This is a genomic window from Paradesulfitobacterium ferrireducens, assembly GCF_017310645.1.
Taxonomy (GTDB): domain Bacteria; phylum Bacillota; class Desulfitobacteriia; order Desulfitobacteriales; family Desulfitobacteriaceae; genus Paradesulfitobacterium; species Paradesulfitobacterium ferrireducens.
The window spans coordinates 38,264-59,847 of sequence record NZ_JAFLRH010000030.1 but is presented as its reverse complement, the minus strand read 5'-3'; the positions used below and the strand labels follow the sequence as shown (position 1 = coordinate 59,847).

Genomic DNA, 21,584 nt, shown 5'->3' with positions numbered 1-21,584 from the left:
CAGATGAAGAGGTGGATAGAAAATGCCAAGAATTGATGCAGGACCTCCGCATTATAAAGAGATGCTCCCCCCAATAATCCTTGAGAACTATGGCAAATGGAGATATCATGTGATTCCAAGACCTGGCGTTCTGAAACACGTTGCCGAAAACGGTGCTGAGCTCTACAGCGTGCGTGCAGGTTCTCCCCGTCTGGTGAGCATTGACTTTATCCGCGACATGTGCGCCTTGGCTGATGAATACTGTGACGGATTCCTGCGCTTTACCAGCCGCAACAACATTGAGTTTCTCGTAAGCGACGCCGGCAAAGTGGAACCTTTAATCAGTGCCCTGGAAGCTAAAGGAATACCTGTCGGCGGGACCGGCAACTCCCTGAGCAATATTGTGCACACTCAAGGCTGGGTGCACTGCCACACCCCGGCTACCGATGCTTCCGGTATCGTTAAAGCCGTTATGGATGACCTTCACGAATATTTCACTGACATGAAGCTTCCCGCCAAGTTAAAAGTGGCTATGGCCTGCTGCCTCAACATGTGCGGAGCGGCCCACTGCAGTGACATCGCCATGGTAGGGGTGCACCGTACACCTCCGAGGGTTAACGATGAAAAAGTGCAAAAAGGAACGGAAATCCCGAGCCTTGTTGCCAGCTGTCCGACCGGAGCTATCCGTCCCAATCCGAAGACCAAGAGCGTTGTTGTAAACGAAGAAAAATGTATGTACTGCGGCAACTGTTATACCATGTCTCCAGGGATGGAAATTGCTGATCCGAAAAATGACGGAGTGGCTATTCTTATCGGTGGTAAAACCTCCAATGCCCGTACGGCTCCGAGTTTTTCCCGCATGGTGATACCGTTTTTGCCCAACAATCCGCCCCGTTGGCCCGAAGTTACCGAGGCTGTGCGCCACATTGTTGAGGTATATGCCAGCAATGCCCGCCAAGGCGAGCGCTTGGGCGAATGGGTCGAGCGGATCGGGTGGGAGAAATTCTTCATCCTCACCGGGATTGAATTCACTGATAAGCATATCGACGATTATATTTTCTCCAGAGAGACATTCAGGACCTCAGCTGCGTTCAAGTTTTAATCAATAAGAAAGGGGGCCATTGCCATGGAAAAAGGACCTGCCAGCCCCGAAATTAAAGAAAAGGTTTTGGCTTATTTGGCTACTGTGGAAAAAGCCAAGAGCAAAGAAATTGCGGCTGCTATCGGCGAGAAGAAGGCTGACGTTGACTTAGCGGTTAAAGAACTGGCCTTTGAAGACAAGGTTGAGTATCTCTATATCACTACCACTTTTGTCGCTCTTAAAGGCAAAGTCGGCGCACCCCAGTAAGAGGGGACGAGTCCAGTTAAATCTCTGGAGTGGAGAAGTTCAATCTGAAGGACCGGGTTGGGAGGGTAGCTCCCGGCCCGGTTCGATGGAGAACCCGAAGCGAGTGATTAGGAGTTATCTGGCTCATGTCTCGTGTTAAAATGCGTGTGAATTGGAGGTAGGGAATCTCATGAGCGTCCTCTTCGGATGGGTTTTACCCTACATTGTATTGATTGTATTCCTGGGCGGTATGATCCATCGCATGCTGGTCTGGGCTCATGTTCCGGTTCCTTTCAAACTCACGGTGTTCCCGAGCCCGGATACGACAGGTGGAGCAGTCCTGGATTTGGCCAAGGAGGCCGTTGGTTTTCGCAGTTTGTGGCGGGGGAAAAAAAGTCTGTGGTTTGGCGCCTGGCTTTTCCACATTGCTTTGGCCTTGGTATTAATCGGGCATTTTGTAGGGATCACTTTCCTTGGGCACCAGTTCACCTTGTTTGGGGCTACTCCTGAGCAAAGCGAACGCCTTTCGATCCTGTTCGGCACTTATGCCGGAGCGGCCCTTCTGATAGGGCTTGTCTTTTTAACTATTCGCAGGCTTGCCTCGCCGACCATGAGGTTCATTTCCAACTTTGCCGATTATCTTGTCCTGGTTCTGCTTTTAGGGATTATCGGCAGCGGAATGTATATGCGTTTCTTTAACGAAGTCCCTTACGGGGCAGTCCGCGATTATCTGGCCGGGCTGTTTACCTTCCGGCCGGTACTGCCGCCGGACAACCAGGCCTTCCTGTTCCACTTTACACTGGTGGAATTGCTGCTCTTGTATTTCCCATCCTCCAAGCTGATGCATGCCTGTGGTTTGTTCTTTAGCCGCTGGTTGATCACACGGCCGTATGAAAGGCAGGTGATCTTGAAGTGAGCAAAGAGCAAGCGAGGATTCCTTATGAAGCCAAGGACTTGAGCGTTTTGCGCCTCGCGCCGGTAGCGGTGGAGGACAGGCCGAAGGCGGCATTGGAGCTTTTAGGAGAGATGCTAAAATATAAGCGCTCGCTGCGCCTGTACCTCGATGTCTGCACCCACTGTGGAGCGTGTGCCGAACAATGCCACTCCTATCTGGGAACAAAAGACCCTTATAACATGCCGGTGGCCCGGGTGGAACTGGTGCGGCGCGTCTACAAGAAATTCTTTGCGCCGGGGCGTTCCGTCTTCCGGGCTTGGGAAGGCGCCAAGGATCTTGACCAAGAGACAATTGACCAGTGGTACAAGTATTTTCATCAGTGCAACCAATGCCGGCGCTGTGCGGTGTTCTGCCCCAAAGGGATTGACACCGCCGAAGTGACGATCGCTATGCGCGAGCTTTTAGCTCACCTTGGCCTGGTCACCAAGTTCCATGCCGGTATTGTCAAGAATATGGAGAAAACCGGCAACAACATGGGTACTCCCCTGCCGGCTATCAAAGACGGCCTGGAATTTTTGGAAGAGGAACTGAAAGAAGAAACAGGGCTCGATATTCCGATTCCCATGGATGTGGAGAGAGCGGAAGTTCTCTTTAACCCGTCTTCTTCTGACCTTTTTACCAACACTGACGGCTTGATGGCTGTGGCTAAGATTTTCTATAAAGCCGGGGTGTCCTGGACTTTGAGCTCCCGTATCGCGGAGACGGCCAATTTTGGTCTGTTCTTTCACGAGCCGACCATGCGGGAACACAGCCGCCGCTTAGTGCAGGCCGGTAAAGAACTGGGCGTAAAACGCATAGTTGCCGGTGAGTGCGGCCATGGGTGGAGAACCTGGCGCATGTTTACCGATACGATCAACGGGCCGTTGCCGTTTCCTGTTGTGCACCTGTTTGAAGAAGTGCTGGAGTACCTGCGGACCGGACGAATTCAATTTGACAAGAGCAAGAATCCGGAAGTAGTTACTTACCACGACCCCTGCAATTATGCCAGGGGAGGAGACCTTATCGAGCAGCCCCGCGAACTTCTTAGGGCCTGTGTAGAAAACTTCGTGGAAATGACGCCGACCAAGCAGTACAGCTTCTGCTGCGGCGGAGGTTCAGGCATTTTGATGGATGAAGCCATGGACCTCAGGGTGGCGCTCGGCCAGCCGAAGGCAGAGTGTGTACGGGCAACGGGGGCCGAAATTCTTTGTGCCCCGTGTGCTATCTGTAAAGCCCAGCTGCCGGTTGTCATGGATCATCACAAAGTTGATGTTCGGGTTAAGGGCTTAAGCGACCTGATGGGCCTGGCCCTGATACTCTGATTACTTTAAGTAAACCCAAAGGAGGAGACACAAATGGCAGATCTTAATGTAAACGGCCAAGTAATCGCCTTGGACGAAGACGGCTTCCTTGAAGATGCCGGTGTTTGGAATGAGGAAGTTGCCCTGGCTTTAGCAGCTACCGAGGATGTTTCGGAGCTTACGGAAGATCACTGGAAGGTAATCAATTACCTGCGCAACTACTATGAGCAGTTTGGGGTAGCCCCCATGATCCGCAAGCTCTGCAAAGAAACCGGGTATGACTTGAAGAAAATTTACGAATTGTTCCCAAGCGGCCCTGCCAAAGGTGCATGTAAAATCGCCGGCCTCTTGAAACCGACTGGTTGCGTGTAATTGTGTACCGGTTTTGAGCGTTTGAATCTCGGGCGGACGCATCCGTCATCCTTGGTGCGTCCCGGCCTCCTCTCCTGCGCTTCGTTTGTATTCTAGCACTGCAAGGGGGTTGCTTAGCGGGAACTTCGAACGCTAGATCGTTGGATGGCGGATGGGGGCTTGCGATAATCGGAAAGGAGTGGACGACATGTTAGATGTGACAGCAAAGAGAGAGCAGAATAGTTGGAATGTCCCCCGTTTGGTTATCGGAGCCCCGCAGGGGCGTTCAGGCAAGACTACGATCACTTTGGGACTATTGCGGGCGTTAAAACAGAAAGGCTTTACTGTACAGCCTTTTAAAAAGGGTCCGGACTATATCGATCCCAGCTGGCACACAGCAGCGGCCGCTCGCACCTGCCGCAACCTGGACGCCTATTTCATGGATGAGGAACAAATCCGTTGGTCTCTGGTGCAGGGTTCTCAAGGAAGCCGCCTGAGTGTGATTGAAGGAGCGATGGGTTTGTTCGATGGCCTGGACTTAGCCGGTAGCAGTTCCACAGCGGAAATCGCCAAAATTACCCGTACGCCTGTGCTCTTGGTGATTGATGCGACCAGGATGACCAGGAGCGTGGCAGCGATGGTCATGGGCTATCAGAACTTCGATCCCGAAGTACGGATTACGGGAGTTGTTCTCAACAAAGTTGCCGGGGCGCGCCAGGAAAAGCTGATGCGGGAGGCAATCGAACATTTTTGCGGCCTGCCGGTGGTCGGGGTACTTCCAAAGGACGGGATGCTTGTCATACCGGACCGCCATTTAGGCTTGGTAACGAACGCAGAAATGGCTGAGACTGAAAGAATCTTGGAGAGACTAGCCCAGAGTATTTGTGAAAATATTGATTTGAACAAAGTACTCAAACTGGCTAACGAGGCACCTTGTCTGGAGACCTTGCCCAAGCAGGAGACTGCAGTTGCAAACAAGCCGGTTGAGATTGCTAACCGTCCGAGGATAGGGATTTTTAGGGATCGGGTTTTCAGCTTTTATTATCCGGAAAATATAGAAGCCCTGGAGAAGAAGGGCGCCCAAATTGTCTTTATTGACAGCTTAAGCGATTCTCGTCTGCCAGAAAACATAGATGCCCTCTATATAGGGGGAGGATTTCCGGAAGTGTTCGCCAAGGAACTGGAAAAAAATGAGAGCTTGCGTCGCGGCGTTTTGGAGGCTGCTGAAAGCTATATGCCCATCTATGCAGAATGTGGAGGGCTAATGTATCTTGGGCGGTCGATCAAAGTGGGTTACGAGTCGTACCAAATGGTTGGAGCCTTGCCGTTTGATACAGTTTTGGAGAATAAGCCGCAGGGCCATGGATATACGCTTATGCTGCCCAACGTGAACAATTTATGGTTCGCTTCGGAACGTGCCGTACGAGGGCATGAATTTCATAATTCGCGGATCGTGAACCTTAACCACGAAGCGATTACATTTGGTTTTCGGGTAGAGCGCGGCTGCGGAATTGACGGACAAAACGATGGTATAGTTTATAAACGTGTTTTCGCGGCTTACAATCATGTTCATGTGTGTGCTTGTCTCTCGTGGGCAGATAGCTTTGTGAATTTGGCCAGGGAGAATGCATCAATAGTAGCAGGGACAATGGTGCAGGCCGCTGGAGCATAAAAACAAATACAAATACAGGCTTTGCGGCAGATTCTCTTCCCTTAGAAATATTCATAACCTTACCTTGTGGACTGGGAAAGGAGTTATATGCTAAGTCTGTAAAATCTAGGAGGGGGGATGACACAAAAATTTGTGAAAAAAATTTTTTTCTTTTAGTAATACTAACTATTTCCGGGTTGAACAATTTACTCTGAAGCTAGGAATAATGAGAGGAGATGTGTTCATGAGTCAAGCGGTACTAGGACAAAATCCGCCAGTAAAAAAACCGGGCAAATATTTTCCGGCCGCCTGGGAAATTTCCGAGGCCTTGCCCGGACTCTTGGCGATTGTATTTCCGATTACAGTGGCTGCGGAATTACTTTGGTATTTGGAGATTCGTTCCAAAACGACTTTTTTTGTTGATATTTTTATTGCTGCCGTACTGGCTTTGATAGTGGCAAATCTGGTAAAGATACCGCAGCGTTTGGCGGCAGGACCAGCCTTTGCACAGAAATGGTTTTTGCGTCTGGGCATTATTATCTACGGCCTTAAGTTCAGCTACGGTTACCTGGCAAAAACAGGATGGCAGGATCTAATCATAGTAATTATTACGGTAGCTTCTGCGATTTTCGCTTCGTTAATTGTCGGTAAGATGACCGGACTGGATGAAAAAACCTCCGCCCTGATTGGCAACGGTACGGCAGTTTGCGGAATAGCTGCCTTGATGGCAACCGCGCCTTCCATTAAGGCTAAGGAGGAGAATACATCCATCGCTATCGGTGTGGTATTGCTCTGGGGAACTCTGGCCTTGTTTGTGTACCCGGTAATCGCAGCCGCGGTGCATATGCCTGCTGCAGTCTACGGAACATGGGCAGGAGCCGCGATTCATGACCTTCCCCAGATCATTGCTGCGGCTAAGCAAGGTGGGGGAAATGCGGCCTTGGAAGCTGCTCTCATGGTAAAAATGATTCGTATTGCTTTTATTGTGGTCGTGGTACTGGGAATGAATATCCTGTTCACGGTGAAAGAACAGAAGGCCTCAGGCAATTCCTCGGAGGGGACACTAAGGACTGCTGTGAAGGCAATGCCAGGATTTGTAATCGCGTTCTTTGCTGTCGTGTTAATTAACACTTTGATAAAAATCCCCTCAAGCATTTCCGGTCCTTTGGCGACATACCCGGCGACAACCAGTCCATTTACCTTAGCCAGTTTGCTATTGACCATGGCAATTATAGGAATCTGCTGCCGGTGCACGGCACAGACCATAAAAAAAGCAGGGGCTAAAGCCTTGATAACCGGCTTAGTTGCTTTCTTGATTCAGTCAAGTTTGGTGCTGTGGTTCTCCTATATGTTTTTCGGGAAATAGATTGGAAACTAAATCTGGTTGTAACAAGAATGCAAACTTTTAACTGGCATTAATTAGGGTGTAGATGCGCACCGGCGTGTCTACCCCTGTTTTGCTCAGAACGGATCCGTGCTCACCGGCTACTGGGCACGGGAAGCTGGAAATTATGAGCCTTGATACACTCGCAGGCTACATGTTATTATAATATGATTTAATCTAAATAACCGGCATACTAAAATTGTGCAGTTTATTTTTCGGCATATAAGCAATTAAAATACTGAGCATGGCAGCAAACTTTAGAAATAAAATTCTTTTGTATTAGTATCAGGTGCCTTTGGCAGCGTTTATCTGAACTGCTGAAATCGGGACGAGGAGGCGACAAGAGTGTGTGAGCAGCAATTCCTTGTTTTTAAGACGGTAGCGGACAGCAAAAATATAACTTTGGCGGCCAAAAAGCTTCACATGAGTCAACCCAGCATAAGCCTGCAAATACAGAACCTGGAGAACCAACTTGGTACGCGATTTTTCGATCGAACCAACAAAGGAGTAAGTTTGACCAGGGCTGGACAGATTTTTTATGAACACGTCTGCCAGGTGCTGGAGCTTTTGCAAAGCGTACAGGAGCAGATAAGCTCTCTGACTGAAGACAAGCGGGGGCTGGTTTACCTTGGAGCCACTTTGACCATCGGAGAATATGTCCTGCCCCATATTTTGGCCTACCTTCATCAAGAGCGCCCAGACGTTGATTTCAAGGTTAAAATCGCCAATACGGAAGTCATCTCCCAGGATGTGCTGGAAAAGAGGATTCATATCGGCCTAATTGAAGGGCCGGTTCCCAAGCATAAAGAACTGGTTGTGGAGAACTTTTGGCAAGATGAATTAGTGGTTGTCGTTCCGTATTTCCATCCTTGGTCCAGCCGCAACAGCGTGACGTTAGCCGAACTTCTGCAGGAGCGGATGATCGTGCGCGAGGTAGGTTCCGGAACGCGCAAATTTATGGAGCTGTCCCTACAGGAACGGGGGCTTGACCCTGGCCAGCTCAATATAACAATGGAGCTGGGCAGCACCCAGGCCATTAAACAGGTTGTGTCGGCAGGATTGGGCATGACCATTATCTCTAAACTTACCGTGCGTCGGGAGTGCGATCAGAGGATGTTCAAGGCCCTTAAAATCCAGGATTCTCCGGTGTACCGTCCTTTGAATATTCTTACCCATGCCCAGACTACCCAGACCAAAGATGAACGCTACTTTATCAATTTGCTTCATGACCGGGAGCTGCTGACAAAAGTTCTGAGCATGGATTATTGTTTGACGGAAACGGTACAAATGGATTTACCGGAGAAATAGATCCAATTCTAATGCCGGCATGGTCTGGGCCAATAGTTGCGAACGAAGGTTAAAGAAGCGGATTAAAGGGAGTAGCATGATGCAAGGGGATCTAAAAATTGGCGTCGCCCAGCTGGAAGCACTAGCAGGGGAGAGTGAGCGCAATCTGGCTAAGATTTTGCAACTGGCGGAGCAGGCCGCCGGGGAGCAGGTATCTTTTCTTTGTTACCCGGAAATGGCCTTGCATGGCTATGCGCCCAAGTATGCCAGTGAACTGGCGGAGCCGCTGTCAAGCTCCCGGGTAAGGAGACTTACTGAGGCGGCCAGTGATCTTAACATAACCATGCTGGTCGGAATGGCTGAACTGAGCGGGGGATCAGACAAGCCCTATTTGGCCCAGGTGCTGGCCTTTCCCGATGGCACAGTCGAAAGTTATCACAAGGCGCACCTGGGCAGGAGTGAAAAGGAATATTTTACGGCCGGAGACAAATTTCCTGTATTTTCCAGTCATGGAGTGAAGTTTGCCGTTGGCATTTGCTGGGATTGGCATTTTCCTGAGATGGCTGCCATCTACTCCCTTAAAGGGGCTGAGCTCCTGTTTGCCCCTCATGCCTCTCCTGTTATAGCCGGAGATCGCAGGGAGATTTGGTTGCGCTATCTGGGGGCTCGCGCTTACGACAACTCAGTGTATCTGGCGGCCTGCAACCTCACCGGGACTAACGGTCAGGGGAGGGAATTCAGCGGGGGAGCTCTGATCCTGGGGCCGAAAGGAGAAATTCTGACTGAACTGTCCGGGGGGAATGCCAGTGGTGCTGACTGTAGGGTCGTTCGTGAGGATGCGTGTGGCGCTCCCTTACTGACAGCCACCCTTTCCGCCGACCGCTTGAACACTTTGCGGCGGCGCGGGCGTTCGTCAATGAGGGATAGTTTCTTTCTGGCCGACCGGCGCAAGGAGCTGTACCGCGAGCTGATTGAGCTGGAAGTCTCCGAAGCTTAGCCAGGAAATATAATTCAGAGAGTGCAGTTGAATTAGTTTTTCCCTAAGATCGTGGGGTCTGGCAATGATGTCGAAATTCAGTACCAGCACTTTCGCGAGTCAAATGAATCCCGAGCTTTTTCATCAAAGATTACTTGTGTTATCGCGTACGCTAAAAAGGAAGACCCCCGAAGACGATCTTCGGAGGTCTTTTTGGTTTGATTAGGTATTCTTGGCAACTTCAGCTTTGCCTTCAGCTCTTCCTTTTTGGGAGTATTAATATCTTCCTTGAAGGGGAGTTTGTGGTCTTAGCGTTTTTATAGATAAGGTACAAAATAATGGGAATCCACAAAGCGAAAAAAGAATACATTGATGGTTCAGTTAAATCACCAAAATAATATACGAAAAACGCACCAAGATATAAAGTGGCTGATGTGAGGAGTTTAGAAAAAAAACACAATATTAGTCTTTCTCACCTTGACAAATATCCTGCTTTGCTCTACAATACCTCCTGTAAAGTAAAAATGCTTTACAGGAGGTTTTCCTATGGAAAAGATAGCCCAAATGGCCCTCCTAGCGGATTTTTATGGACCGCTCTTGACCGGGAAGCAGAGAAACGCCTGGGATATGCATTTTGAGCAGGATCTTTCCTTAGCTGAGATCGCTGAGGTGGAGAAGACCAGCCGCCAGGCTGTCCATGATCTCCTGAAACGGACTGAGAGGATTTTATTGGAATATGAAGAGAAGCTGGGCTTGGTGCAGAGGTTCATCAGTGAGCGGGAAAAGCTTTTGGAGATCAGCGGGTTGCTGGCGGAAATAAATACGGATGACTTTGCCAAAGACTCTGCTTTGAAGCGGCATCAGTTAATCCGGGCCAAGCTTGAAGAGATTTTACAGGAACTATGAAACGCGCAGAGAAATTTTTAACTTTGAAAGTGGGGGAAGGCATGTTTCAGGGCCTAAGCGAAAAACTGCAGGCGACATTCAAACGGCTCAAAGGCAAGGGAAAACTGAATGAGGCTGACGTCAACGAGGGTATGCGGGAAGTGCGGATGGCTCTGCTGGAAGCGGACGTGAACTATAAAGTCGTGAAAGACTTTGTGGCCAAAGTCAAGGAGCGCGCTGTCGGGCAGGAAGTCCTGGAATCCCTGTCTCCGGGGCAACAGATCATTAAAATCGTGAATGAAGAAATGATTGAACTCATGGGCGGGGTCAGCAGCAAGATCCAGATTGCGTCCAAACCCCCGACCGTGATTATGCTGGTCGGTTTGCAAGGGGCCGGTAAGACGACCCATGCGGCCAAATTGGCCCATATGCTTAAAAAACAGGGTAAACATCCCTTAATGGTGGCCTGTGACATTTACCGCCCGGCGGCGATCAAACAGCTGCAGGTCTTGGGGGAGCAGATCCAGGTTCCGGTGTTTGCGGAAGGACAGAAGAACCCGGTGGAAATCGCCGGGAATGCCCTGCGCCAAGCGGGGATGACCGGCGCGGACGTGGTCATCATCGATACGGCCGGACGCCTCCATATTAATGAAGAATTGATGGAGGAGTTAAGCAACATTAAAGGTGCGGTCAAGCCTCATGAAATCCTGTTGGTGGTCGATGCCATGACCGGCCAGGATGCGGTGAACGTGGCGGAAAGTTTCCACAACCAGCTCGGCTTGGACGGGGTGATCCTGACCAAGCTGGACGGGGATACCCGCGGTGGGGCCGCTCTTTCCGTGAAAGCGGTAACCGGCTGCCCGATTAAGTTTGCCGGGATTGGGGAGAAGATCGATGCCCTTGAGCCTTTCTACCCGGACCGCATGGCTTCACGGATTCTGGGCATGGGGGACGTCCTCACCCTGATTGAGAAAGCCCAGGAAGCATTTGACGATAAGAAAGCCAAGGAAATGGAGCAAAAACTGCGCAAGCAGGAGTTTACCCTGGATGATTTTCTCGATCAGATGCAGCAGTTAAAAAAGATGGGGCCGCTGTCCTCCGTTCTGGAGATGATTCCCGGGGTCGGCAAGCAGCTTAAGGATGTCAAAGTGGATGAGAAAGAGATGGGGCATGTGGAGGCCATTATTCGCTCCATGACCCCGGAAGAGCGGAGAAAGCCCGCGATGATCAAGGACTCGCGCAAGAAGCGGATTGCCAAAGGCAGCGGCACCAGCATCCAGGAAGTCGGACGTCTCCTCAAACAGTTCGAACAGATGCAGAAAATGATGAAACAGTTTGCCGGGGGCGGTATGGGCTTTCTGGGCAAGGGCAAAAAAGGGAAAAAGGGCAAAGGCCTGGGGATGAGGTTCCCTTTCTCCTAATTCCAATCGCTTCTATCTAAGTTTAAGATAGATTATTTAAGACAATCCTAGTGAGGAGGTGAAGTATTCACATGGCAACAAAAATTCGTTTGCGCCGCATGGGAGCTAAGAAAAATCCGTTCTACCGCTTGGTTGTGGCCGATTCTAATTCTCCCCGGGATGGGCGTTTTATCGAAGAAATCGGATATTATGATCCCACGAAGCGTCCGGAGGTTCTGAACATCAATGAAGAGAAGGCCATCAAATGGCTGTCTGACGGTGCCCAGCCTTCTGACACGGCGAAGTCCTTATTGCGCAAAGCCGGGGTCTTAGCCAAGTTCCACTCTATGAACTAGAGATTGGTGTGGGGGGTGGTTCCGGTGAAGGAACTTCTGGAAGTCCTCGCGAAAGCATTGGTGGATCGCCCTGAAGATGTGATGGTTGCTCAGGTAGAGACGGAGAAAAGTGTTCATTTGCAGCTGGTGGTAGCTCCTGAAGACATGGGCAAAGTGATAGGAAAACAGGGGAAGATCGCTAACGCCATTCGTACGATTGTGAAAGCGGCCGCTGTGAAAGACGGGCGCCGGGTTCATGTTGACATTGACCAATAACGTTAAGAAGGGCGCTAAGCCCTTTTTGGCTATTCAGCAGGACTAATCTAAGCGGTTGGTCGCTGCGAAAGGGAGCGGAGTATGGACGAGGTTCTGGTTGGAGTGGTTGTAAAACCGCATGGAGTGAAGGGGGAACTAAAAATCTATCCCCAGACTCATGATCCGATGAGGTTTAAAAGGCTGCGCGAGGTCGTTCTGACCGATGGGGCTGCAAAATACCGTTTTGCGGTTAAGCGTGCTTCTGTTCAGCCGGGCTTCGTTTATCTCGCTCTTGATGGAATCGAAAGTATGGATGAAGGGGAAAAATACCGGGGCTGGGAAGTGAGGATTGACCGTTCCGAGGTGCCGCCACTTCAAGAAGGCTGGTATTATTTCGAGCTGGAAGGGCTTCAGGTTTATGAAAGGGAGCGTTTTCTGGGGACGTTAACCAAAGTGCTGGAAACCGGGGCCAATGACGTCTACCTGGTAAACGGACCCTTAGGGGAAATCTGTGTGCCTGCGCTGAAAAGGGTGGTTAAAAAAGTCGATGTCCCGGGGCGGCGGATGGAAGTCGAGCTGCCGCCAGGGTTGATGGATGACGAATCATGATTAAATTTAGCGTACTCACCTTATTTCCGGAAATGTTCGCCCCGATCCAGGAAAGCATCCTTAAACGGGCGCAGGAGGCAGGTCTCATCCAGATCCGGCTGGTAAACTTCCGGGATTATGCCTTAAGCAAGCATAAGAATGTGGATGATGTTCCCTATGGCGGCGGTCCGGGCATGGTCTTGAAGCCGGAGCCCATATATGCTGCGGTCAGGGACATCATAGGATCCAAAGAATCTGGACACGCACAATCCTCCCATGAGGCTTACGTGTCTCAAGATTCACAGGTATCCCAAAGCAGACGCAACATTGTCCTTCTAACCCCGCAGGGGCGGTTATTTAATCAAAGTGTGGCTTGGGAATTAAGCCAACTGGATGAGATCGTTTTGATCTGCGGGCATTATGAAGGGTTTGACGAACGTATCCGGGACCTGGCCGATGACGAACTCTCGATCGGGGATTTTGTCCTGACCGGCGGGGAATTAGGGGCCATGGTCGTGATTGATGCGGTTTCCCGGCTGGTTCCCGGTGTCCTGGGCGAGAGCGAGTCTTTTCAGGGTGATTCGCACAGCCAGGGAGTCTTGGAATACCCCCAGTACACGCGCCCGCCCGAGTTTGAAGGGAAGCGTGTTCCGGAGGTTCTCTTGTCCGGACACCATGCCAAGATTGAAAGGTGGCGGCGGCAAGAGGCTCTGCGCCGGACTTTTAAGCGGCGGCCGGACCTTTTTAGCAAGCTGGAGTTTCTCGCAAGTGATTATCAACTATTGGAAGAACTGGTTGCAGAGCTTCCCGAACTGGGTGAGTGGAGATGGAAATGGGAGCACCTGCGCCCTCCGGAAAAGAAGCGACGTTCTTTAAGGGAGGACAGCTAAATGGGCGATTTGTATCTGGCTTTGATTCATGCCCCGGTTTACAATAAAAATATGGAAGTGGTGGCCACTTCCATCACGAACCTGGACATTCACGACATTGCCCGCTGTGCCGCAACCTTTGATCTCAAACGCTACTATGTGGTGCATCCGGCGGAAGCGCAACGGTCTCTGGCTCAAAGAATCATGGCTTTCTGGCAGGAAGGGTTCGGAGCGGAATATAACCCGAACCGCCAGGAGGCTTTTGCCCGGGTGCGCCTGGCTGTAGAGCTTAAGGAAGTGCTGGAGGAGATTAAAGCGGAGCAGGGAATGTATCCGGCTTTAGTGGCCACAGACGCCAGAAGGTATCCGAATACCGTCAGCTATGCGGACATGCGCAGGCGGTTAGAACAGGAAGAGAAGCCGGCTTTGCTCCTTTTCGGCACCGGCTGGGGTTTGGTGCGCGAGCTGATGGAAAACGCAGACTTTATACTTGAGCCCATTTACGGGCCGGGAGAATACAATCACCTTTCCGTACGCTCAGCTGTCGCGATCATCCTGGACCGGCTGCGGGGCTAAATAAGGTATTTAGAATTTCAGTAGTCAGTAGTCAGTAGGATAATGTCCGGTTGACAACCTCCTCGTATTCTGGCTCCTGACTCCTGACTCCTGCCCTGAAAATAGACGAGGGGCAATTACTTAGCGAACCGTAGAGCAGAGGAGCGTCGAGAGCGCAGTTGATTCAGCGTTAAGCAGCGTCACGGTTCACTTCAGGTATTACCCAAGGTTTGGCGCTGTAGCTGAATCAACAAGCTCATCCTTCGGCGAACAGCTTCACGCTGTTCGAGCATCCGGCGCGTGGTACGATTATCTCCGGTGGAGATAATCGCCGAAGCCGCACAACACCACAGAATCTCTTCGCGGCGAAGGATGCGGGTAATGCACCTTGGCTATTTTCATTCATCAGTGGTGCCGCATAGCGGCATGGGAGTCTGAGTTCTGACTACAAAGTCGTACCCTTGCGTACCACGGACGCTTATGCTAAAATAGATTGGGTTGATGACGGATGGTCCTCTCGCTGGCAGAGCATTGCTCTGTGTGACCAGTGTATGAACATCTAGGCAAGGAAGGGGGGAATTATAATGGATTATATTCGCATGATTGAAGAAGAACAGATGAAAAAAGATCTTCCTCACTTCCGTCCCGGTGATACGGTTCGGGTTCATGTCCGGGTTATTGAAGGCAGCCGGGAGCGTATTCAGGTTTTTGAAGGCGTTGTGATTAAGATGAAAGGCGGCGGGTTAAGGGAAACCTTCACCGTACGCCGTGTAACTTCCGGAGTCGGGGTCGAGAGAACGTTCCCGCTCCACTCTCCGCGAATCGATAAAATTGAAGTAGCCCGCAGGGGTGTAGTACGTCGGGCGAAGCTTTACTACCTGCGCGGGTTGTCGGGCAAAGCCGCTCGTATCCGTGAACGTCGCCGCTAAAGTCAAAGAGAGCCAAAAGCCTGGCTCTCTTTTTTACTCTATAAAAGATTAACGGTTATAGCCAAAAAGCAACAGCCAAATTTTGCAAGTGGTATGCTTGCAAAATTCCTTGTTTATACTAAGCCTAGTGTAACAAGGAGAGGAAGTGTTGCAATGGCACAAAGGACAAGCTCACGAAGAAAAACCTTAATTATTTTAGCCGGATTGGTGTTGTTATCCGGCTTGCTGCGGGCCTTCGTACTTCAACCCTATATTATTCCCACACCTTCGATGGAACCGACGCTGATGCCGGGCGACCGGATTCTGGTGAACCGGCTGGCTTACCAATTCTGGGCGCCCAACCGGGGAGATATCGTAGTATTTGCTTTCCCGCTGGATCCTAAACGAACGTTTGTAAAAAGGATCATTGCGCTTGAGGGAGAAACCGTGGAGTTGAGAGACAATCAAGTGTTCATCGATGGCCGCGCGCTTCAGGAACCGTACTTAAAACCCGGAGATTACCCGCCTTACGCTCCCCAAACCATTCCGAAAGGCAAAGTTCTTGTTCTGGGAGATAACCGCAACCGGAGCGGGGATTCGCGGGAATGGGGCCTCTTAGAGAAAAGCTACTTAATCGGTAAGTCTTGGCTCATCTATTACCCATTTAACCGGATGCGCACCCTCTAGAATAATCCAAACGAGGTACGCTTATGAGTATTCAATGGTTTCCCGGCCACATGGCCAAAGCCAAAAGGCTTTTATTGGAACAGTTGCGCTGGGTGGATGCAGTGATTGAGCTGGGAGACGCCCGCTTGCCCGAAAGCAGTCTCAATCCGATGCTGAGAGAGCTGCTCGCGGATAAGCCGAAACTTTTAGTCCTTAATAAAAGCGATTTGGCTGATGAAGCTTGGACAGAGCGCTGGCTGGAAAGATTGGGCCAAGAAGGCCCGGCCTTTCCTGTCAGTGCTACTTCCGGTTCCGGGGTAGGGCGCATTGTCCCGCGCCTGGAATCTCTCATGAGAGGCAAACAGGAGCAGCTTGCCGCCAGGGGAGTGCGGGCCCGTCCCATTCGGGCCATGGTGGTTGGGATTCCGAATATCGGAAAGTCTTCCTTGATCAATCAGCTGACGGGCGGGGCTAGGGCCAAGACCGGGAATAAACCGGGCGTGACCCGGGGCAACCAGTGGATCAGGATTAATCCACGGGTTGAATTGCTGGATACTCCGGGTTTGCTTTGGCCTAAGTTTGATGACCCGGAAGCCGGCAGGAAACTGGCAGCCGTGGGAAGCATCAAAGATGAAGTGGTGGATTCTGAGGAGCTGGCACTCTGGTTAATTAAATGGCTGGAAGAACACTACCCGTCAGCCCTTGAGCGCTACCGGCGCGGACCGGGGGAAATTACGCTTGAGGATATCGGGAGAGCCCGGGGATGTCTGGTGCAGGGGGGACGGTTCGATACCCTGAAGGCGGCCCAGATTTTCTTCAAAGAGTTCAGAGCCGGGACACTCGGGAAAGTTACGATGGATAGGTTTTAAGAGCTTGTAATCTTTCGGGCCAAACCTGAATATACAAATAATGGCTTAATTATCGTACTTATAAGAAAACTTAATAGATATATTCTTCTTATTAATGCTGTCATAATTTATAAATATGCAAATAATTCATTTAGAAAAAGGAAGTAGGACAGATTTGTCGAACAAAAGAAATGGGAATAAACATATAAAATCCCTTTCGGATATGAGTGTGAAGGAGGTCGCGGATGCTTTGAGCAAAGATCCGTCCGCAGACCTCCTTAAGGCGTGTGCGCGTGACCAGAGGGAAGGAATCAGGCGCTTGTTGGAACGCCATTCCAAGCACCAACAAGCACAAGCGTTGGAACTAAAACGGATTCAAGAACTTTTGCACGAAGAAAAGAAGCTATGGGAGCAAGGGTTTCTCCTAGTAGCCGGAGTGGATGAAGCAGGACGGGGTCCGCTGGCTGGACCGGTGGTGGCCAGTGCCTGTATTCTTCCGGCGCAATTTGATTTGCCTGGTTTGAATGATTCTAAGAAGCTTACGGAAAGCAAACGGGAAAAGCTCTTTGGACAGATTCAAAAGCAGGCTTTAGCCTATGCTATCGGTAGTGCCGAACCGGCGGAGATTGATCTGTACAACATTCTTCAGGCCAGCAAACTGGCGATGAAACGGGCGGTTGAGGGGTTGAAAATCCGCCCGCATCACTTGCTGATTGATGCCGTAACCCTGCCGCAGGTGAACATCCCTCAAACAGGGATCATCCGGGGGGATGCACTGAGTGCGAGCATTGCAGCGGCTTCCATCCTGGCTAAAGTGACGCGTGACCACTGGATGCGCGATTTACATACCCTCTATCCCGAATATGGCTTTGACAAGAACAAAGGGTATGGCACGAATGAACACCTGCAAGCCTTGCAGCGTCTTGGGCCCAGCCCCATTCACCGGCGCAGTTTTGCTCCGGTTGACCGGGAAGCAGCCGAGTATTAAAGAAAGCCTGGGATGTCTGCATGATACCAAATTTATTGACGCATCCTATAGGATGTGGCACAATGGGTTTGGCCTATAACAAATTTTAACTAAGAATTTCAATAGAAGGGAGGGTAAGAGGAGATGTCGGATAATTTTGCTGCGGTCGGGGTTCTACTCATTTTTGCGGTTGCTTTGCCTGTTATCATGATGTTAATGCCCAAACTATTGGCGCCCAACAAACCACACGCCGAAAAACTAACAGCCTATGAATGCGGTAATGAACCGCTAGCCAAGACGGCTTGGCGTGGATTTAAGAGCAACTACTTTATGTATGCTATTGTATTTACGGCTTTCGATGTAGAAACGGTGTTCTTGTATCCATGGGCACTGACATTCCGTAAACTGGGGACATTTGCTTTCATTGAAATGTTTATCTTTATTACAATCCTCTTAGTCGGTTTCTGGTATGCTTGGAAGGAAGGTGCTTTAGAGTGGATGTAGCAAAGGAGAAGGAGCTCCGTGAGGCCGAACTAATGGTCGAAAAAAATGTAATCGTTACGTCTATAGATAAGGTGCTCAACTGGGCTCGGGGGCACTCCTTTTGGCCTGTAACTTTCGGCTTGGCCTGCTGTGCCATTGAAATGATGGCTACCGGCGGCCCCCGCTATGATATCGCCCGCTTCGGCTGGGAAGTATTTAGGGCGTCCCCTCGTCAAGCTGATCTGATGATCGTGGCCGGTACGTGTACGCGCAAAATGGCACCGCTCCTGCGCCGTATTTATGACCAAATGCCCGAACCTAAATGGGTGATCGCCATGGGAAGCTGCTCCAGTTCCGGCGGCCCATTCGTTGATTCCTATTCGATGTTCGGCGGGGTAGACAAAATCGTGCCGGTGGATGTGTATATTCCGGGCTGTCCTCCGCGGCCTGAATCACTGCTCTTCGGAATCATGCAGCTGCAGCAGAAGGTCGCCAATCCCGCTAAGGTGAGGTTGTTGAAGCATGGAGAATAAAGAGATTTTAAGAAAACGCGTCGATGAACTGGCTGCTAAGGTAAACGGGGATGTCCAGGAAATCCTTAATACGTTGGTTTTGACGGTTAAGGGTTCTTACATTAGTGAAACTTTAACGGCCGCCAAAAACTTCGAAGAGGTTCCTTGTGATTTTCTCCACGATCTAACTGCTCTTGATCTGGGAGAGCAGTTTGCAGTTGTATACCAACTTTCGAGTTTGAAAGGTCCACAAACTCTTCGAGTCAAAGCACTGATTTCCCGAGATACCCCGGTAATCGATTCCGTGACCCGGATCTGGCAGGGAGCAAATTTCCTGGAGCGCGAAGCTTATGATATGTTCGGTATTCAATTCAAGGGACATCCTAACCTGAAGCGGATCTACCTTTGGGAAGAGTTTGAAGGGTATCCTCTGCGCAAGGATTATGAGACCGAAAGCATTGAAAAACGCTCAGTCATGCTGAAGATGAGACCAGGGGAGTAAGGGGGAAAGAACCATGACATTGGAAAGAACGGAAGAATTAGCCTTAAACCTGGGTCCCCAGCACCCTAGTATGCACGGTGTCTTTCGTATGATAGCCCATTTTGATGGGGAAATCATTACGAAGATTGAACCGAAAATCGGGTATCTGCACCGCGGCTTGGAGAAGTTGGCGGAAAGCCGTACTTACGCGCAATTTATTCCCTACACCGACCGTTTAGATTATCTCGCATCCCCGCATAATAATATGGGTTATGTGCAAGCGGTCGAAAAATTGGCGGGAATCCAAGTTCCGGAGCGGGCTGAGTATTTGCGGGTCATCTTTGCCGAACTCGCCCGGATCGCCAGCCACCTGGTATTCATCGGGAGCCTGGCTTTGGATATGGCCGGTTGGACTGCCTGGGGTTACTGCTTCCGGGATCGTGAGCGCATCCTTGATCTCTTTGAAATGACGGCAGGCAGCCGCTTAACCGTGAATGCCATGCGCATCGGCGGCTTCAGTCAGGATGTGCCGGATGAATTTTGGCCGGCTTTGAAATCATTTTTGGATGATCTGCCGGAGATGCTGGAGGAGTATCAAGGGATATTCTACGGCAATGAGATTGCCATGGGCCGGATGAAGAGTGTGGGCATTCTGCCAAAAGAGCTTGCAGAGAATTTCTCAACGACCGGCCCGGTGTTGCGTGCGTCCGGCGTCAAGCACGACCTGCGCAAAGACGCTCCTTACGGAATTTACGACCGCTTTGATTTTGAGGTGCCGGTTCTGAATGGATGCGACTCTTATGACCGGGGTTTGATCAGGCTCTTGGAAATCAAGGAAAGCGCCAAGATCATCCGCCAGGCTATGCGTGATATCCCGGAAGGCCCGATCATGGCCAAAGTGCCGAAAGTATTAAAGCCGCCAGTCGGTGAGGTTTACCATGCGGTGGAAAACCCAAAAGGCGAATTAGGCTTTTATTTGGTAAGTGATGGCAGTACGAAACCGGCCCGGTGTCGTATCCGTTCTGCTACCTTCATTAATCTCCAATTGCTCCCGGCCATCTCTATCGGGTGGAAGATCCAGGACGTGATCGCGATTTTTGCCACCTTGGATGCGGTGCTGGGTGAAGTGGACAAGTAGGATATAAGGGGAGAAGAAGATGGACGCATTGAACAAATTGCCACTCAATATTGCGGCTGCCATCCGTGGATTATTTGGAGACCCCCACTCCATTTGGGCAGATTTAACCATGACCGTGATCGGGATCATTCTGGTTATTGTGCTCATTGTCTTGGCTGCCTTAATCCTGATTTTGCTGGAACGCAAGGTTGGTGGATGGGCATCCCAAAGGCCGGGACCAAACCGGTTGGGTCCGCGTGGATGGTTTCAAACGATAGCGGATGCTTTAAAACTTCTGGGTAAAGAAGATGTTACCCCGGCGGAAGCTGACCGCTTTATCTTTAAGATTGCGCCGATGATTGTATTCGCCCTGCCGATGATGACTTTGGCAGTCATTCCTTATGGTATGGGAATGGTGCCGATTGACTTGGATTTGGGTATTATCTATTATCTCGCGATTTCAGCGATTTCGACGCTAGCCCTTTTGATGGCAGGCTGGGGTTCCAACAGCAACTATTCCATGCTTGGAGGAATGCGGGCCGTAGCCCAAATGATCAGCTATGAGATTCCGCTCATCTTTTCCCTGCTGGGCGTTGTAATGATTACCCAAACGTTCAGCCTCTCTAAAATTGTGGAAGCCCAAAGCACGATTCCTTTTATTGTGATTCAACCCCTGGCTTTTGTGATCTACTTTATTGCCGGAATCGCCGAAGTAAACCGGGCGCCGTTTGACTTAGTCGAGGCGGATCAGGAAATTGTGGCCGGACCGTTTACGGAGTATACGGGGCTGCGCTGGGGTCTGTTCTTCCTCGGAGAATATGGCAATATGACGGCAACAGCTGCCTTAATTACGACCATGTTTTTAGGAGGCTGGCAAGGACCGGGATTCCTTCCCGGTATTGTCTGGTTCTTCCTCAAGGTAGGCATCATCATTTTCCTGATGATGTGGATCCGCTGGACCTTCCCGCGCATGAGGGTCGATCATCTCATGGGCTTAGCCTGGAAAGTGCTGCTTCCGCTCTCCCTGCTTAACGTTTTGTTGACAGGTTTGGGTATTTATATTTACCAATACGTCCTGCGGATTGGAGGGTAACAGAGTGTTTGGTAAAGGTCTATTCAAGGGTATGCATATCTCGCTCAAACGCATGCTGGGGCCCAACGTCACCGAATATTATCCGGAGCAAAAACCGACGCTATCCCCTCGGGTTCGGAGTTCCATGGGTCTTGACCCGGACAAGTGCATTTCATGCGGAATCTGTGCCAACACTTGCCCGAATAAGGTCATTGCTTTGACCAGTGAGAAAGACGAGAACAATAAAAAAGTGCTTAAAACCTATCACATGGACGTAGGCCGCTGCCTTTTCTGCGGGCTTTGTACGGAAGCTTGTCCTACCAACGCCTTAACGGTCACGCAGCAGTATGAGAACGCTGTCTATGATGCGGAAGGACTCAAATGGGATATGATTAAAAGGCACCGCCAGCAAACAGGGAAGGAGGGGTAAGAGTGGGTACAACCATCGTTTTC

At 50.5% G+C, this 21,584-nt stretch carries 26 protein-coding genes; all 26 read left to right on the top strand.

The features are described 5' to 3' along the window. Window positions 1-22: 22 nt before the first annotated feature. The 26 genes from dsrB to J0X21_RS10895 all read left to right on the top strand — a co-directional run bounded on the left by dsrB (window position 23) and on the right by J0X21_RS10895 (window position 21,561). Window positions 23-1,081 (top strand): dissimilatory-type sulfite reductase subunit beta, encoded by a 1,059-nt coding sequence (dsrB, locus tag J0X21_RS11020; protein WP_206812254.1) that lies wholly within the window; start codon window positions 23-25, stop codon window positions 1,079-1,081. A 24-nt stretch (window positions 1,082-1,105) separates the two neighbouring features. After that, a complete protein-coding gene (locus tag J0X21_RS11015; protein WP_206812253.1) occupies window positions 1,106-1,327 on the top strand; it encodes a hypothetical protein in 222 nt (73 codons plus the stop codon). A gap of 169 nt (window positions 1,328-1,496) precedes the next feature. Further along, window positions 1,497-2,222, top strand: coding sequence for a respiratory nitrate reductase subunit gamma (locus tag J0X21_RS11010; protein WP_206812252.1), 726 nt, complete (start codon window positions 1,497-1,499; stop codon window positions 2,220-2,222). After that, on the top strand, window positions 2,219-3,562 hold the full coding sequence (gene dsrK, locus J0X21_RS11005) for a sulfate reduction electron transfer complex DsrMKJOP subunit DsrK (protein ID WP_206812251.1): 1,344 nt from the start codon (window positions 2,219-2,221) through the stop codon (window positions 3,560-3,562). Before J0X21_RS11010 ends, dsrK begins: the two co-directional genes overlap by 4 nt. A 33-nt stretch (window positions 3,563-3,595) precedes the next feature. Next, window positions 3,596-3,913: a TusE/DsrC/DsvC family sulfur relay protein gene (locus J0X21_RS11000; protein ID WP_206812250.1), complete on the top strand. Its 318-nt coding sequence runs from the start codon at window positions 3,596-3,598 to the stop codon at window positions 3,911-3,913. A gap of 187 nt (window positions 3,914-4,100) precedes the next feature. Next, on the top strand, window positions 4,101-5,564 hold the full coding sequence (locus tag J0X21_RS10995) for a cobyrinate a,c-diamide synthase (protein ID WP_206812249.1): 1,464 nt from the start codon (window positions 4,101-4,103) through the stop codon (window positions 5,562-5,564). 223 nt (window positions 5,565-5,787) lie between these two features. Next, on the top strand, window positions 5,788-6,909 hold the full coding sequence (locus J0X21_RS10990) for a YeiH family protein (protein WP_206812248.1): 1,122 nt from the start codon (window positions 5,788-5,790) through the stop codon (window positions 6,907-6,909). A 363-nt stretch (window positions 6,910-7,272) separates the two neighbouring features. Beyond that, window positions 7,273-8,235, top strand: coding sequence for a LysR family transcriptional regulator (locus J0X21_RS10985; protein ID WP_206812247.1), 963 nt, complete (start codon window positions 7,273-7,275; stop codon window positions 8,233-8,235). A gap of 79 nt (window positions 8,236-8,314) precedes the next feature. Continuing rightward, window positions 8,315-9,211: a nitrilase-related carbon-nitrogen hydrolase gene (locus J0X21_RS10980; protein WP_206812246.1), complete on the top strand. Its 897-nt coding sequence runs from the start codon at window positions 8,315-8,317 to the stop codon at window positions 9,209-9,211. 525 nt (window positions 9,212-9,736) lie between these two features. After that, window positions 9,737-10,096, top strand: coding sequence for a putative DNA-binding protein (locus tag J0X21_RS10975; protein ID WP_206812245.1), 360 nt, complete (start codon window positions 9,737-9,739; stop codon window positions 10,094-10,096). 41 nt (window positions 10,097-10,137) lie between these two features. After that, complete coding sequence (gene ffh / locus J0X21_RS10970; RefSeq protein ID WP_206812244.1) at window positions 10,138-11,496, top strand: signal recognition particle protein; 1,359 nt, start codon at window positions 10,138-10,140, stop codon at window positions 11,494-11,496. Between the two features lie 71 nt (window positions 11,497-11,567). Then, the gene (gene rpsP / locus J0X21_RS10965) at window positions 11,568-11,831 is read left to right on the top strand and encodes a 30S ribosomal protein S16 (protein ID WP_206812243.1); all 264 of its coding nucleotides are present in this window, start codon (window positions 11,568-11,570) and stop codon (window positions 11,829-11,831) included. 24 nt (window positions 11,832-11,855) lie between these two features. Continuing rightward, window positions 11,856-12,086, top strand: coding sequence for a KH domain-containing protein (locus J0X21_RS10960; RefSeq protein ID WP_206812242.1), 231 nt, complete (start codon window positions 11,856-11,858; stop codon window positions 12,084-12,086). Between the two features lie 81 nt (window positions 12,087-12,167). Next, complete coding sequence (rimM, locus tag J0X21_RS10955; RefSeq protein ID WP_206812241.1) at window positions 12,168-12,674, top strand: ribosome maturation factor RimM; 507 nt, start codon at window positions 12,168-12,170, stop codon at window positions 12,672-12,674. Then, the gene (trmD, locus tag J0X21_RS10950) at window positions 12,671-13,543 is read left to right on the top strand and encodes a tRNA (guanosine(37)-N1)-methyltransferase TrmD (protein WP_206812240.1); all 873 of its coding nucleotides are present in this window, start codon (window positions 12,671-12,673) and stop codon (window positions 13,541-13,543) included. The genes rimM and trmD overlap by 4 nt, the downstream gene beginning before the upstream one ends. Then, window positions 13,544-14,098, top strand: coding sequence for an RNA methyltransferase (locus tag J0X21_RS10945; RefSeq protein ID WP_206812239.1), 555 nt, complete (start codon window positions 13,544-13,546; stop codon window positions 14,096-14,098). A gap of 563 nt (window positions 14,099-14,661) precedes the next feature. Further along, the gene (gene rplS, locus J0X21_RS10940; RefSeq protein WP_206812238.1) at window positions 14,662-15,006 is read left to right on the top strand and encodes a 50S ribosomal protein L19; all 345 of its coding nucleotides are present in this window, start codon (window positions 14,662-14,664) and stop codon (window positions 15,004-15,006) included. Window positions 15,007-15,159: 153 nt separating this feature from the next. Further along, complete coding sequence (lepB, locus tag J0X21_RS10935; protein WP_206812237.1) at window positions 15,160-15,672, top strand: signal peptidase I; 513 nt, start codon at window positions 15,160-15,162, stop codon at window positions 15,670-15,672. 23 nt (window positions 15,673-15,695) lie between these two features. Further along, a complete protein-coding gene (gene ylqF, locus J0X21_RS10930; RefSeq protein WP_206812236.1) occupies window positions 15,696-16,520 on the top strand; it encodes a ribosome biogenesis GTPase YlqF in 825 nt (274 codons plus the stop codon). A gap of 184 nt (window positions 16,521-16,704) precedes the next feature. After that, window positions 16,705-17,487, top strand: a complete 783-nt coding sequence (locus J0X21_RS10925) for a ribonuclease HII (RefSeq protein WP_206812267.1) — start codon at window positions 16,705-16,707, stop codon at window positions 17,485-17,487. 123 nt (window positions 17,488-17,610) lie between these two features. Then, a complete protein-coding gene (locus tag J0X21_RS10920; protein WP_206812235.1) occupies window positions 17,611-17,970 on the top strand; it encodes an NADH-quinone oxidoreductase subunit A in 360 nt (119 codons plus the stop codon). Continuing rightward, window positions 17,961-18,482 (top strand): NADH-quinone oxidoreductase subunit B, encoded by a 522-nt coding sequence (locus J0X21_RS10915; protein WP_206812234.1) that lies wholly within the window; start codon window positions 17,961-17,963, stop codon window positions 18,480-18,482. The genes J0X21_RS10920 and J0X21_RS10915 overlap by 10 nt, the downstream gene beginning before the upstream one ends. Beyond that, the gene (locus J0X21_RS10910; RefSeq protein WP_206812233.1) at window positions 18,472-18,963 is read left to right on the top strand and encodes an NADH-quinone oxidoreductase subunit C; all 492 of its coding nucleotides are present in this window, start codon (window positions 18,472-18,474) and stop codon (window positions 18,961-18,963) included. Before J0X21_RS10915 ends, J0X21_RS10910 begins: the two co-directional genes overlap by 11 nt. Window positions 18,964-18,976: 13 nt before the next feature. Continuing rightward, window positions 18,977-20,080 (top strand): NADH-quinone oxidoreductase subunit D, encoded by a 1,104-nt coding sequence (locus tag J0X21_RS10905; RefSeq protein ID WP_206812232.1) that lies wholly within the window; start codon window positions 18,977-18,979, stop codon window positions 20,078-20,080. Window positions 20,081-20,099: 19 nt separating this feature from the next. Next, complete coding sequence (gene nuoH, locus J0X21_RS10900; RefSeq protein WP_206812231.1) at window positions 20,100-21,152, top strand: NADH-quinone oxidoreductase subunit NuoH; 1,053 nt, start codon at window positions 20,100-20,102, stop codon at window positions 21,150-21,152. A 4-nt stretch (window positions 21,153-21,156) separates the two neighbouring features. Beyond that, window positions 21,157-21,561 carry a NuoI/complex I 23 kDa subunit family protein gene (locus J0X21_RS10895; protein ID WP_206812230.1) on the top strand — a complete coding sequence of 135 codons (405 nt, stop codon included), beginning with the start codon at window positions 21,157-21,159 and terminating at the stop codon, window positions 21,559-21,561. Window positions 21,562-21,584 lie beyond the last annotated feature (23 nt).